The following is a 13,757-nucleotide window of genomic DNA, read 5'->3' as shown; positions in this document are numbered from 1 at the left end:
GCGAGCTAAGATTTCGTTCGGTAAAGAAGGGTTCAGGCGACTTCAGCGTGCTGGATCTGCACGGCAACAATGTCTGGAACCCGGTTCAGGAACGCTTTGGTAACTTGTGGGTCGAACTGAGTCCCGCCGCCTTGTTCAATAATGGCTAGCGACTCATCCAACGAAAACGGTTTCTTGTAACTACGGCGACTGCTTAAAGCATCAAATACGTCCGCCACGGCTGTGATCCTTCCTTCCAAAGGAATGGATTCACCGGACAAGCCCAGCGGGTAGCCCGTGCCATCGAACCGCTCGTGATGCGTCAAAGCGATCGATCGGGCCATCTGCATCGTTGGCGAACTACATGCATGCATGATTTGCTCACCGTATGTCGTATGTTCAGGTACGAAGAACTCTTCAAATCCGGGCATCCGGTCCAACATCGACCTACCAATTCCGCAGTGTCGTTGCATGTCGGCGAATTCTTCGTCTGTCAACTTGCCAGGCTTTTGTAGGATCTCGTCGGAGATCCCGATTTTGCCGACGTCGTGAAGGGTCGCGGCGTGCATTAAACGTGTGACTTCAGCGGATTCCATCCCCAATTCGTCACCGATGATCCCGGCGTACTTACCAACACGAATCACGTGTGCACCGGTGTCGGTATCGCGAGACTCGGCCGCACGGGCCAAACAATGAATGAGCTCGAGTTGGGACTGTTCCAATTCTGCGGTTCGCTGTTGAACTTGCAGCTTCAGATCGTCTTCATAGCTTTTGATCATCAAACTGTTGCGAACCCGCGGCAGCAACTCTTCGATATCAATCGGTTTGGTCAGAAAGTCAGTCGCCCCTAATTGCAACGCTTCATGTTTCAATTCCCGACTCTCGGCACCCGTCAAAATCAAGACGGGCAAACGTTCGGTGCGTTGATCGCTCCGCAATGCCTTCAGAATTTCCAAGCCGCTGACGACTGGCATCATAATGTCCAGCAAGATGACGTCCGGCGACTCGCTTTCGATGCGTGCTAACGCTTCCGTTGAATCATTCAGCGTGACAAATTCGGTGTATCCGGCGGACTCCAGATGCGCTCGAGCTACCCGCACATTCACCGCAATGTCATCCACGATCATGATCTTGGATGACTTGATTCCGATCGGCGGCACATCACAAGATGTCTTCCCGCTTCCATGGGGTTGATTCCTGCCCTGATCGGATCTGGCGTTGAATATTGTTTCCGATACAGCGAGCATAGTCAGAAAATTCAATACGATCGGGGGCAATAGAACAGGGGAACATGGAAAACATACGTCAGCTTTGGTAGATAATTGAGCATCTTCTTTAAGAAACCCAATTTTCTATACTCGCTGCGGTGTATCGCGGATTCGGCGAGTCAAATCGGACAGCTCCGCAAGGCTGCTCTCGACTTCTTCGACAGACAATTCCTTTGTGGATTGCTGTAACTTGGCCGCCGGTTGGGTCAAGACATCGAACCCGGCCGTGCCCCCGGCTCCCTTCAACGCGTGAGCCAGTTGAGCCAAGGTTTCGAATTGCTTGTCGGCATAGGCCGATTGCATATCGGCAACATGCTGTTGCAGAAAGTCAACAAACTCTTCGACGATCTCTTGATAGACAGGAATGTCCAGCGGCAGCGTCGACTTCAATGCTTCACCATCCGCGTTTCCGCCTTCGATCGATTCGGCGGCCCTATTTAGCTTCGAATCCGCTTCGTTGGCATATTCGGCCGCAAGCGTTGAAATCGAGGGTCGGTTCTGAGTTGGATCATTAACGGGATGTGCAGCCGTATTGGTTGAAACTGGTTCAAGCGACCGGATACCACTCGAATTTTCCGCGTCTTGTGGAAGATGTTTTAGAACCGCTCCTAACAACACCGATTGCTGAATCGGCTTGGTGAGGTAGGCAGTGCACCCGGCATCCAAACACTTTTCTTCATCGCCTTTCATCGCGTGCGCGGTCAAGGCGATGATCGGCGTCGTCAATCCTTCCTCTCGCATCGTCTTCGCAGCGGTGTAACCGTCCATGACCGGCATCTGCATGTCCATCAGGATCAGGTCGTATGTCGCCTTGGAAGTTGCGTTTACAGCCGCCCATCCATTTTCCGCCGTCACGACCGTCGCGCCAGCCTCCTCGAGCATGATGCGAACCAACTTGCGATTGATTTCGCCGTCCTCCACCAACAAAATTTTGGCCGGCGGCAGACTGATTTCGTCGGAATTGTATTCGATCACCGTCCCCATCAAAGCATCCGCCGGAGGTGCGTCCAGCAGTGCAACTGAACTCAGCGAGCCTGTTTTCACATTCAGCGTAAAGACGCTGCCTTCGCCCGCAATGCTCTCCACCTTCAAATCGCCGCCGAGCGCAGACGACAGACGTTCCGATATCGCTAGCCCCAACCCGGTTCCGCCGTATCGCCGCGTGACCGACGTATCGGCTTGGACGAAGGGGCAAAAGATGTCGGCTTGCTTGTCGAGAGGAATCCCAATCCCGGTATCAACGACGCGTACCGTCAACATTTCGCTGAAGTGATCCAGCTCCGCATCGATGGTGACTGAACCTTCTTTGGTGAACTTGATCGCGTTGCCGACCAGATTCATCAACAGTTGTCGCAAGCGTCCGCCGTCCGTAACAATCGACTCAGGAACACGGCTGGACCAAGCGCACTTCAGCGTCAAGCCCTTGTTCTGTGCTCGGACGCGTAGGACGCTAACAACTTGGTTGATCACATCGTGTGGCGAGCACGGCGAAAGCTCCACTTCGAGCTGACCGGCTTCGATTTTCGACAGATCCAAAATGTCGTTGATCAGTTCCAGCAGGTGACTACCACTTGCCGAAATCGTTTGCAGGTATTCCTTGCGAACCGAGGAATCTTCACCGTCGGAGTTGTTCATCAACAGCTCTGTGAAGCCCAGAATTCCGTTCAGTGGCGTCCGAATTTCATGGCTCATGTTGGCTAAGAATTCGCTCTTTGCTCGGTTGGCCGCTTCGGCTTCGTCACGAGCCGTTTCCAACGCTTCCTGCACGGATTGACGTTGCGTGATCTCGTCAGTCAATTCTCGCGTTCGCTGCTCAACGCGATCTTCCAAATCGTCGTTGGCTGCCTGCAGTGCAGCCTTGGACGATTGAATTTCGTCTAACATCGCATTGAACGCGCCGCCGAGTTGGCCGAGCTCGTCCAGCGATGCGGGCTGGACTCGGATCGTGAAGTCACGTTCACGTTTTACCTTGTCCGTTGCATCGGCCAGTTCGCGAATCGGCGTCGAAATCGAACGTTGCATTAGGTACGCAAACATCCCGGCGGACGCTAGAGATCCGATCATCAAGACAACACAGAGCGACAAGTACCGCTGAACATGCGATTGCAAGTCGGACATATTGGCAAATAGATACACCGCTCCGATCGGTTCACCAGCGTCCATGACCGACTGGCAAACCGCAACACCGGAGTCGTCCAGCAAACGTTGGTTCATACCGATCTTGCGGGCTCGCTTCTTTTTGACGCCCTTGCCGTAGTATTCAGAAAAGACCGCGCCACTTTCGTCGTAAAGGCATGCGTATTCGACTGCGGGATACATTGCCATCGATCGAAGCAGTTCCTGAGCTCCCTGTTCGTCTTGGAAGGTCAGCACACCAGCACAGTTGAACGCCAACATCTTCGCTTGCGACTCAAGTTGGTCGACCTTGGACGTGCGGATAAAGCGAATATCGTTGATCGCCATCCCGCTAAACGCCATCAGTAGCGCAACAGCAACCGACGCGGTCGCCAAAAACAGCAGCTTGGTTCGGATTGACGCATCGTGCAGTCTGCGTTTCTTGGGATTCAGCGAATCGGCGGATGCCATTGATGACGCTGATTCAGCGGATGCTACAGAAAATGAATTGCTCATGGTTTCTAAAATCCCTGAGGGGAATGATTACGAATCATGCGTTTGCCTTGACGCAACAACCGAGCATCCAACGCGAGTTGCTTACGTTTGGCTTCTTCGAGATCAATTTCAAACTGAATGCCGTTACCTTCATGCGTGAAGTTAACCACCGTGCCCTGAGGTCGATCCAACGTCTCAGTCACAATCAAGATTGGGCTGTCAGCAAGTTCGGCGATCAACGCCGTGGCATCTGGAGATAACACCGAGCCGGTGAAGTACAAGATTTGGCACTGCTGGACAGCGATGTCGTTGGCCGAATTAAAAAACTTGGTCTCGATCGACATGTCTTGAATCGTGCGTTTGGACGCAATTTTGTTCAAGCTTGTTTGCACGCCAGTCGACCCGACGACACCGATCGTAAAACGCTGTTCCGGCCGAGACGGTTTCGTGGGCCAGGTCGTGAATCGACCAAAGCTATAAAGATAAACGGCCTTGATGTTGCTTTCCTTGGCCGTTTGTACGGTTGAGGATCCTTGCGTCTTTCCAGCCGTCACGTTTGCTGAGACATAGTCTTGCGCGAACATTGGTTTCGCCACCACAGCGATCAACGCCATCATCCCTATGACCCGACACCACTTTGGGAGAGGACAACGAACGTTTCTTCTCCTCGGCATGTGTTGGAACCAGTAAATGTTTGCGATATGAGCCGAAATGGCAAGAAACCATGCGTAAAGCTAGGTCAGGAATCAGACAAAGGGATGCAAAATGAGCTATCGAATTCGCTCGGCGTGACTAAAACCGCAAACTCGCCATGCCGTACACTTCCCGCTGCACGAAGGTCGCAACATTACCGGTAAAACCGTCATCACCGAACTCCTTGTGTTCGGGTTGCAACAGATTGCGCCCGACCAACGCTAGTTCCCAATGGCGATTGGCTCGCCATGCGTATCGCACGTCCATGGTGTTGTAGTTCGACACACCCAATGCGGCGAGACTGTCGACGTACCGCCAAATCACGTCTAGGTTGGTATTGCGAGTTAGATCGAATGACGATTGCATGTAGAGCTGATTGCGCGGGCTGCCGCCGGTATTGGTGCCACCTTCGGCCAGTTCTTCGAACAACAACGTATAGGCACTGTAAAGGCGCCAGTCTTCAGTCAGGGTGAAGTTCGTGGCCAGTTCAAATCCGTAACTTCGGCCTTCACCGGAGTTACCAATCGTTAAAGGAACAAACGCGTTCCCGCCGTCAACAAACGGTGCTCCCTGGGTCACGGATTGCAAATCGTCATAATCAAAATAGAACGCTGCAGCATCCCATGAAAAATCTTGCGAAGGCTGGGCTCGCATGCCAACTTCCCAAGCGTCCAGGTTTTCCGCCACAAACCCTCGGTCGCCCATGAACAAGGGGAAGGCTCCGCCCGATGCCGCCGTAGGCTTCAGTGTCACAGTAACGTCATCGCCGACGCGAGTGGGCGATCGCACCGCTCGGGAATAGGACGCCCACAACGATTTTCGTTCGTCCGGCGTCCATAGCATCCGAACGGTGGGCTGCACTTCAAAGGGCGTGTAATCGCTGTGGGTGAACTTGGAACCCAGCGTCAAATAGAGCCTGTCTTCCCACAGCGTGATCTCGTCCTGGACAAAGTAACTAAACAGATCCACCGCTCGGCTATCGGGGTCGAATTCGAGAAAACCTGGCGAGTTATCAATCTTGTCTTTCGAGTTCCGGTACCCGGCTCCCCAAACGAACGAATGCGTCTCGCCGACCTTGAATTGATGCTGGAAGTCCAAATCGACAGTGTCTCGCTTCTCGGCGAATCCGAGCTGTTCAAATTCACGGTCGGTTTGATCGAAATAAGCTTGGATGGACCATTGATTATCGTCGCTCAAAGTTTGCGAGTATCGCAGCAATCCGTTCCAGCCTTCGGTGTTGTTATCTTCAAACACAGAACGGGATGGCGGGGCGGCCAAGGACGGGACCACGTTTTCGCTGCCGGAGCTACCACCATAGATATCGCCCTGAACGGTCAGGTGCGATGTACGATCAGGTTGATAATCGGCTCGAAATCCGCTGCGTTGCATCCGCCAATCATCGTGAGCCCGGCTACCAGGCAACGAAGCTTCATCGCGTTCGAACCACTTCCCGAACACCCGCATGTCGACGCCACCATCGGTTTGCCAACCATGCCGTGCACTGGTAAACCCGCGTTCTTCCGTCCCGGTGCCGGCCTCAACAAACGTCCCGTGAGTCGCCTTCGCGTCTTTGGTGATAACATTGATCACACCGTTCATCGCATTGGCGCCCCAAACCGTTGCACCGGGGCCACGCACGACTTCGATACGTTCAACGTCTTCAAACAAGACATCTTGCACGTCCCAAAACGTCCCGCCGAACAATGGCGTGTAGACCGTCCGGCCATCGATTTGCACAAGCAGCTTGTTGGCGAATCGACCATTGGATCCACGAATGCTGACCGCCCACTTACTGGCGTCAATGCGTGACACCTGGACGCCAGGAGCCATTCGCAGGACTTCCGGAATCGTCCGTGCCCCCGATCGCTGGATCATCTCGTTGGAAATTACGAAGACGGCGGCGGGCGATCGACCGATCGTGCTCTTTTGACGGTTCACCGTGGTGACTTCGGTGTTCAGCGCCGGCGCGATCGATGCCTGGCGACTCACATTGACGCTTGATAACTTGCCGACATCGTTGTCCGCCATGTCCAGCAGCGAATCGAGCTCGTCGTCCTCGCTGTCGTTATCGCCTACGCCGCCTGCCTCTCCAGTGGCATCGTCTTCGATCATCTGCTCAGCATTCGAACCGACGCTATCCTCACCTTGGGCAGCATCCCGACCGACTTCACTTAAATCCACCATCCGTATCGGCGACAAATCTTGGGCGGCTGCCGCACCTATGTCCGTGATTCCCCCGCACGACAAAGAGGCTCCGCACGATGCTGCGATGAGCAAACGAATCGCCCACCTACCTTTCAGAATATTCAAGCTGGCCTCCTAGCCGCTTCGCCGATCAATCATGAATGCTCATCTTGTTTCACCCGGCTAGCAACCAGCAGAATGTCTCCATGATTTCCTATCGGACCAGCAATCTTCGCAAATCATGCGGAGCCAGGATGTTGGAAATGGGCCTATTGTACGATTTGGCTGGGTCGTTCCGAAAACCGGAGCAACGCGTCGATACGAAACCCACCATCGTTTCAATCGTTTGCGAGGAATCGTGATCTCCGTCCGGCCCGACAATCGGATTCGCTGTTCCTCATAAGCGATTCAGTCCCGCAATTCAGGGACAAATGCGACGAATGAACAGCTGATGTTGCCTTGCAAGACCATGATTTGCTAAACGGGAGGCATCGAACAGCGGTCACGATCCGCGTTCGTTCCTCGCCAAATTGCCCGCCTCGTTTGATTATCCATCTGCTTGCACCGTGAATCGTTCACATGGGTCGCTATCGTTCTGCCTCTTCGGGATTGGCGTTTTCACGCTCATCTTGGTGGGTTGTGGCACGACGCGAGAGTACCAAGCTACCGAACAACTTTTGCTGTCCGACGCCGTCGACCGCAGCGTTTCCACGATCGACTTCCGTCCTCTCAGCGGCGAAAAGGTCTATCTGGACACCGCCTACCTGCGGTCGGTGAAGAGCGACTCGTTCGTGAATGCCGATTACGTCACCAGCGCCCTTCGTCAACAAATCATGGCAGCGGGTTGCTTGCTACAAGAACTCAGCAAAGATGCCGATATCGTTATCGAACCGCGAATCGGTACGCTGGGTGCCGACGACCACCGGGTGACCTTCGGAGTCCCCGAAAACAACGCCATCGGATCCACGGCGACGTTGTTGTCCAATGCTCCGGCAATCCCCAATGTTCCGGAAATTGCGTTTGCGCGACGTGACGCTCGCGAGGGCGCGGCCAAGATTGCCGCCTTCGCCTACGACCGCGAAACTCGCTTAGCGGTTTGGCAATCCGGAGTCAGTCAATCCCGGTCCACTGCCAAGGATACTTGGGTGATGGGCATTGGTCCCTTTCAAGGCGGATCGATCCGCGACGAAACACGTTTAGCGGGCACGAAGTATCTCAAATTCGGACACCACCACACCGGATCGCCGCCCAAGTCGTATGACCGTCCGCAGGTCGATTACACCGCCGAAACACGCTTCAATTCCGGCTGGCCGATCCTCAATCCAAACGAGCCTTCGATCAACGACAGCCTGCTGCCAGAAACTGGGCTGGTTCCGGGCGACAACGTTCCGACGATGATCGCCACGCAACCCGAAACAGGCAGCGGTCTAGAAGAAAGCGGCACCATCGTTCGGTAACGCAGTTCGGTAGATCAGCCCGGCAACCTAGTGCTTCATCTACATTTCATTTTGGGGTTGATCGTAGTGGATGAGACGACGAATCCTATTCATTCACCGACCAGACGGGCTCGTCGCCTCGCCCACTACACCCAACTTGAATCTGGATGAAGCACTCGTGCTTCGGCTACATATCATTTTGAGGTTGATCGTAGTGGATGTGGCAACGAATCCCATCCACTCATCAACCAGACGGGCTCGTCGCCTCGCCCACTACACCCAAACTTGAATATGGATGAAGCGCTAGCGTTTCGGCTACATATCATTTTGGGGTTGATCGTAGTGGATGAGGCGACGAATCCCATCCACTCACCGACCAGACGGGCTCGTCGCCTCGCCCACTACCCCAAACTTGAATCTGGATGAAGCGCTAGCGTTTCGGCTACATATCATTTTGAGGTTGATCGTAGTGGATGAGGCGACGAATCCCATCCACTCATCAACCAGACGGGCTCGGCGCCTCGCCCACTACACCCAACTTGAATATGGATGAAGCACTAGTTCGGTAACCTAATTCACCAAAGCGGTTCGAACACACAGATTGACCGCCTATTGAGAAAGGTCCAGCCCGCCACCCTTGGTTGGCGATGTGTTGCCGGATTGACCATAACCGGCCGCCGCCCGCTTGGCACCGTCACCCCGCACTAGTTCCGACGCAATGTCATCGCGTGACGTTTCCAGCGAAGACTGGCAAGCCGCTTCACGCTGCATCAATTCAGCGTGCATCGTATTGCATTGTTCGTTCTTTTGCCGATGGGCGGCCGAAACATCCGGGCGGCCAGGGAACGCCTCTCGGTCGGCTTTGAATTGATTCGATGCCTGCACGAACGCCTCGATCAGTCGCTGCTTCGTGCTGAGCAATCGCATCAGCTCGTTCATGTGCCCGTCCGCGATCGCGGTTTCCTGTTGCCCGGTAAGCTGCAACAACACCGTAAGCTGCTCGTGACGCAGATCGATGTTGGATTCGAGGTCTTCAATCGTCGGCATCGGTCGACTCCGGTGAATCAAAGGCGTTTAACAGTCAGTAAACTTCCGCCGCAATCGGCTAGCGTTTCCGCATTGTCTCACGTAACGCCAGACTCCGCGACAGCGAATATTTCGCGACGAAACCAACCTCAAGCCGGCCAACGACACGCGACTACAAACGCCGCAACCCGTCTTCGGTCATCGGCGTAGGAATCTCTACATCCACCTGATCGATCCTTGCCAGCGTTTCACTGTCCAGGATCAAGTCGTCCGCCGCCAACGATTCTTGCAATTGCTCGACCGAGGTCGCACCGATGATGGTGGAAGCCACAAAATCGTGCTGCTTGGACCATGCGACTGACAATGCCGTGACACTGACACCAATCGATTTCGCGATTTCCATCATTCGCCGCGTCGTCTCCAGCGTGCGGTCGTTAACAAAACGTTTCGCCATATTCTTTTGACGTTCGGCATCTCCAGTCAGATAGCCGGTGAAACGAGCCCCCGGCGGTGGTCCATCGTTGTACTTTCCGGTCAAGACGCCGCCACCAAGCGGAGAATACGGAAGCAAGCTGACGTTTTCACGTCGACAAACCTGAGCGAGCTCGCTTTCGCACCGACGGTTGATCAAGCTGAAGTTGTTCTGCACCGTTTGGTACCGGTCGACATCATGCAAATCCGCCGCCCACAAACTTTTCATTAAGCCCCACGACGTTTCGTTACTGCAGCCGATGACGCGGACTTTGCCGGATCGTTTTAGATGCGTCAGTGCCTCCAGGACTTCTTCGTAAGGCATTCCATGATCCGGCCAGTGTGTCTGGTACAGATCGATGTAGTCGGTTTGCAAACGACGCAGCGAATCTTCGCACGCGCGAATGATGGTATGGCGATCCAGGGTGGTACGTCCGTGCCGTACCGGCGGGACGAACCAACCATGTCCGGGGCCTGTCACCTTGGTCGCGACCGTGATCCGGTCCCGCGGTTGCCCAGCCAGCCAACTACCGAAAATCTCTTCCGTCACGCCAAACGTTTCTTCGCTGGGCGGGACAGGATAGATTTCGGCGGCGTCGAAGAAGTTGATTCCCGCATCCAGAGCCGTATCGCATATCTGGTGGCTGAGCGTTTGGTCACACACGGAACCGAACGTCATCGTCCCCATACAGATGTCCGAAACCGCAATACCGCTGGCACCTAAACGTCGTTGTTGCATGAAAATCGGTTCTTAGAGTTCAGTTGGTCGGCTACCGGGAGGCCAAAAATCATTTTTTGGCTACAATGTGAGCCCGCGTTGTACCCACCTCCCGCCTCAGATCAAGCCGTCCATGGAATTCCCCCCGCCATTGCCCTTCCTCCGGCTTGCAATCCGTCCCACCTGGGTGGTGGCTGCGATTCTAGTGGCAACGATTTGCTACCCAGGTCCAACGACGGTACTTGCCCAAACCAACTACAAATTGAGCGCGGACTCCCAACCAAGAGACGGGGTTGAACGCGGCACGGTTACCCATCACACCTGGACAGACAGCAAAATCTATCCCGGAACGTCGCGGCACTTCAGCGTTTACGTTCCAGCCGGATCCAGCGACACGACCTCTTGCGCGTTGATGGTGTTCTTGGACGGACACGCCTACCTGAAACCTGACGGCGACTTCCGCGTTCCGACCGTGTTTGACAATCTGATCGCTGATGGAGCGATGCCGCCAACCATCGCTGTCTTGATCGATCCAGGCTTCACGAGCGAATTGCCGGACAAACGAGGTTGGCAGCCGCGTCCCGAAAACCGCAGTGTTGAATACGACACGGTCAGTGGTGACTTCGCCGAATTCCTGATCAACGAGATCCTGCCTCCGATCGAAAAACAGCACCCCATCAGCCAAAACCCCGAATTGCGAGCGATCGGTGGCAGCAGTTCTGGAGGCATTTGTGCGTTTTCGGTTGCCTGGCACCGCCCCGATTCATTTCGCAAGGTGCTTTCGAACATCGGCAGCTTCACCGACATCCGAGGCGGACACAATTATCCGTCCATGATTCGCAAGGCGGACCGCAAGCCGATTCGCGTATTCCTTCAAGACGGCAGCAACGATTTGGACAACCGCTACGGCAATTGGCCACTGGCGAATCAACAAATGGCGAAAGCACTCGCATTCCAAGATTACGACTACAAATTCGTCTACGGTGACGGAGGGCACGACGGAAAGCATGCCGGCAGTGTCTTCCCCGATGCCTTGCGATGGCTGTGGCGTGATTGGAAGCAAGCACAACCGTGAGCGATATCGATATCCCCTTCACCGTCGCCTTCACCCATCGTCTTCGAACGACGCTCGATGTGGCGGGCCCTGACTTCGACGCGTTAACGTCTGTACTGAGTGCTGACGTGGGCCAGCCCGCTAAGGTGCAACTGTGGGTTGACTCCAACCTGCACGATGCGTCCACGTCCACGCCGGATTCGTTTGCCAATCGGTTGGCATCGCAACTGGCGAACTCGGACCGTGTCGATCTCGCCGCGCCCATGCACGTGATCCCCGGCGGCGAGGTTTGCAAGAACTCGCCTGCGGTGCTGGAAGAGTTGCTTGGCTTGATCAACCAGCACGACATGGACCGCCGCAGCTACCTCATTGTCGCTGGCGGTGGAGCGGTTTTAGACGTGGCCGGTTACGCTGCCGCAATCGCACACCGCGGAATCCGTCTGATCCGCTTACCATCAACGACGTTGGCCCAGGCCGACTCGGGTGTCGGTGTGAAAAACGCGGTGAACTACTTTGGCAAAAAGAACTGGGTCGGCACCTTTGCGGTTCCTTGGGCGGTCATCAACGACACCGAGATCCTGCAGACTTTACCGGACCGCGACTTCCGATCGGGGCTTACCGAAGCGGTCAAAGTAGCGTTGCTGAAGGAGCCTGAGTTTTTCGAGTTCCTTCATACCCACGCGGACGCACTTCGACATCGTGATCCCGCGATCAGCTCCGAAGCGATCACCCGATCGTGTCGTTTGCACCTCGATCACATCACACGCGGCGGCGATCCCTTCGAAGCCCTGGAAGCCCGACCTCTCGACTTCGGACACTGGTCGGCTCACCGCCTTGAACCGATGACGGATTACGCGTTGCGGCACGGCGAAGCGGTCGGCATCGGAGTCGCTTTGGACACGCTGTATTCTTCCCAGAAATTCGGCCTTCCCAAACCCGACGCGATGCGGGTGATCGATACGCTTGCGGCCATCGGCACGCCGTTGTGGTGCGATGCGATTCAGGACACCGAAGCGGTGCTGCGGGGGCTTGAAGAATTCCGCCAGCATCTCGGCGGCCGTCTGACGGTGACGATGCTAAAGCGAATCGGCGAGAGCGTGAATGTTCACGAGATCGACCGAACCGTGATGCGTCAGTGCATCGAAGACCTGCAAACCATCGCTGCCCAGCACGAATCCATCGCATCCCGCTAGGTCGTCGCTTTGTGATTTCCGCGACATCCATCGAGCGGCCACGAACTTATTCTGGGTGAAACGTTTGTGGAATTTCACAACAGAGGACACGGAGTTGATAGAGAAAGCCGTTTCACTCCATCGACCAGTTTGGATTGACTGAAATGGATGAGCAAACCTGGTTTCAAACCTCGTTTCAAGCTCTTTGATTGTAGACAAGAGAGCGTTTAAACTGCGGGGACGTTGGGAATCTTGGTAACAGCTTTTTTGCTCCGCAAGAACTTCGCCGATCACAAAGATGTCAAGCTTCTGTCTCTTGATGACACATTGCTCGTAGATCAGACCAACCTCCCATTGACGTTCGCACGCAAGACCACTCAGGTGCAACTCATGGCACAAGGCTTTGGTGAATGTCTACGTCGGATAAACGTGGTCCGCTTCACGCTGTGCCCAAGCAATCAGGGAGAGGGATTCTCGTTTGCCAGCAATCGCTTCAGCGACCGTGGCAATGATATTGATCAAGTACTCGTCGCCACGTCGCTCGACGAAATCCAATTTCAGCCTTGGCACGTCATGCGATTCCATCACATTCACGTCAAAGTACGGTTCGCCAGATTCTTCATCGTATGGCGAATGAAGTTCGACGGTAGTCCCCGTCAGGTCGTCCATTGGCTCTAGAGGCAAACGACCGGATTCTGTCATTAGTCGAATGCCGTATGGGTATTCGGGTTCCTCACGGTCGCCAGTGACGCGTGGTCCCGAGAAATTGAAGTCCCAGCCGGGACCGCTGCAACTGTCAGTGATATACCGAAACGTTGCGGACTCAATCGCGAAGCGGTGAGAGTCGAAATGCAGTTCGTTTTCATTCATCGAAGATCAACTTGCTGCAGAAAGTCACACATTACCGAACCAGGACAGTTGATGTTCCATTTGAAAAACCACGCAAGCCCGGTTTCGGTGCATGTGGTGGTTACCCGCCGTCTTGGGCAATCTTCGCAGTGCGTCGCAGTTTACGGACGACCGCAGCCAGCGTCATCACGATAGCACCCGCGAAACCACCGTACAATGACATCATCGCAATAGCAGCTATCGAGCCACCAATGCCGCGCAAGATACCAGACCACTCTACGGAGCGTGCAAAGTCTC

General features: G+C 54.8%; 11 protein-coding genes. 3 read left to right on the top strand and 8 right to left on the bottom strand.

From position 1 onward, the window contains the following. Positions 1-32: 32 nt before the first annotated feature. From ACR3ZL_RS13435 to ACR3ZL_RS13420, 4 genes are all read right to left on the bottom strand, one after another. Positions 33-1,226, bottom strand: a complete 1,194-nt coding sequence (locus ACR3ZL_RS13435) for an HD domain-containing phosphohydrolase (protein WP_486173547.1) — start codon at positions 1,224-1,226, stop codon at positions 33-35. 105 nt (positions 1,227-1,331) lie between these two features. Further along, entirely contained in the window at positions 1,332-3,878 is a 2,547-nt protein-coding gene (locus tag ACR3ZL_RS13430; protein ID WP_486173546.1) for a response regulator, read from the bottom strand. 5 nt (positions 3,879-3,883) lie between these two features. Beyond that, positions 3,884-4,474 carry a YfiR family protein gene (locus ACR3ZL_RS13425; protein ID WP_486173545.1) on the bottom strand — a complete coding sequence of 197 codons (591 nt, stop codon included), beginning with the start codon at positions 4,472-4,474 and terminating at the stop codon, positions 3,884-3,886. Positions 4,475-4,649: 175 nt separating this feature from the next. After that, the gene (locus ACR3ZL_RS13420) at positions 4,650-6,860 is read right to left on the bottom strand and encodes a TonB-dependent receptor plug domain-containing protein (RefSeq protein WP_473652630.1); all 2,211 of its coding nucleotides are present in this window, start codon (positions 6,858-6,860) and stop codon (positions 4,650-4,652) included. Between the two features lie 440 nt (positions 6,861-7,300). Here ACR3ZL_RS13420 and ACR3ZL_RS13415 point away from each other — a divergent pair, with 440 nt between their 5' ends. Next, positions 7,301-8,191: a DUF6655 family protein gene (locus ACR3ZL_RS13415; RefSeq protein ID WP_473652631.1), complete on the top strand. Its 891-nt coding sequence runs from the start codon at positions 7,301-7,303 to the stop codon at positions 8,189-8,191. Between the two features lie 588 nt (positions 8,192-8,779). Here the strand turns inward: ACR3ZL_RS13415 and ACR3ZL_RS13410 are convergent. Both ACR3ZL_RS13410 and ACR3ZL_RS13405 read right to left on the bottom strand, forming a co-directional pair. Continuing rightward, positions 8,780-9,217, bottom strand: a complete 438-nt coding sequence (locus ACR3ZL_RS13410; protein ID WP_473652632.1) for a flagellar export chaperone FlgN — start codon at positions 9,215-9,217, stop codon at positions 8,780-8,782. Between the two features lie 151 nt (positions 9,218-9,368). Beyond that, positions 9,369-10,406, bottom strand: coding sequence for an aldo/keto reductase (locus ACR3ZL_RS13405; protein ID WP_473652633.1), 1,038 nt, complete (start codon positions 10,404-10,406; stop codon positions 9,369-9,371). A 112-nt stretch (positions 10,407-10,518) separates the two neighbouring features. Between ACR3ZL_RS13405 and ACR3ZL_RS13400 the strand changes: the two genes are divergently transcribed. Both ACR3ZL_RS13400 and ACR3ZL_RS13395 read left to right on the top strand, forming a co-directional pair. Beyond that, complete coding sequence (locus ACR3ZL_RS13400) at positions 10,519-11,460, top strand: alpha/beta hydrolase (protein WP_473652634.1); 942 nt, start codon at positions 10,519-10,521, stop codon at positions 11,458-11,460. Next, positions 11,457-12,632 carry a 3-dehydroquinate synthase gene (locus ACR3ZL_RS13395; RefSeq protein ID WP_473652635.1) on the top strand — a complete coding sequence of 392 codons (1,176 nt, stop codon included), beginning with the start codon at positions 11,457-11,459 and terminating at the stop codon, positions 12,630-12,632. The genes ACR3ZL_RS13400 and ACR3ZL_RS13395 overlap by 4 nt, the downstream gene beginning before the upstream one ends. On the opposite strand, the gene ACR3ZL_RS13390 is transcribed toward ACR3ZL_RS13395, so the two are convergent. Together ACR3ZL_RS13390 and ACR3ZL_RS13385 are read right to left on the bottom strand one after the other, a co-directional pair. Beyond that, positions 12,516-13,010 (bottom strand): GxxExxY protein, encoded by a 495-nt coding sequence (locus tag ACR3ZL_RS13390; RefSeq protein WP_473652636.1) that lies wholly within the window; start codon positions 13,008-13,010, stop codon positions 12,516-12,518. The genes ACR3ZL_RS13395 and ACR3ZL_RS13390 overlap by 117 nt on opposite strands. A gap of 15 nt (positions 13,011-13,025) precedes the next feature. Then, a complete protein-coding gene (locus tag ACR3ZL_RS13385) occupies positions 13,026-13,481 on the bottom strand; it encodes a hypothetical protein (protein WP_473652637.1) in 456 nt (151 codons plus the stop codon). Positions 13,482-13,757: the final 276 nt, after the last annotated feature.

The sequence above is a fragment of the Rhodopirellula sp. J20-39 genome, from assembly GCF_057365095.1.
The sequence above is the reverse complement of the archived record's forward strand: the minus strand, read 5'-3'. Positions and strand labels throughout refer to the sequence as shown.

Bases quoted from the DNA above. Each gene is read 5' to 3' on its own strand.
- ACR3ZL_RS13435 (WP_486173547.1), bottom strand. From the start codon at position 1,226: ATGCTCGCTGTATCGGAAACAATATTCAACGCCAGATCCGATCAGGGC.
- ACR3ZL_RS13430 (WP_486173546.1), bottom strand. From the start codon at position 3,878: ATGAGCAATTCATTTTCTGTAGCATCCGCTGAATCAGCGTCATCAATG.
- ACR3ZL_RS13425 (WP_486173545.1), bottom strand. From the start codon at position 4,474: ATGATGGCGTTGATCGCTGTGGTGGCGAAACCAATGTTCGCGCAAGAC.
- ACR3ZL_RS13410 (WP_473652632.1), bottom strand. From the start codon at position 9,217: ATGCCGACGATTGAAGACCTCGAATCCAACATCGATCTGCGTCACGAG.
- ACR3ZL_RS13405 (WP_473652633.1), bottom strand. From the start codon at position 10,406: ATGCAACAACGACGTTTAGGTGCCAGCGGTATTGCGGTTTCGGACATC.
- ACR3ZL_RS13400 (WP_473652634.1), top strand. From the start codon at position 10,519: ATGGAATTCCCCCCGCCATTGCCCTTCCTCCGGCTTGCAATCCGTCCC.
- ACR3ZL_RS13385 (WP_473652637.1), bottom strand. From the start codon at position 13,481: ATGAATGAAAACGAACTGCATTTCGACTCTCACCGCTTCGCGATTGAG.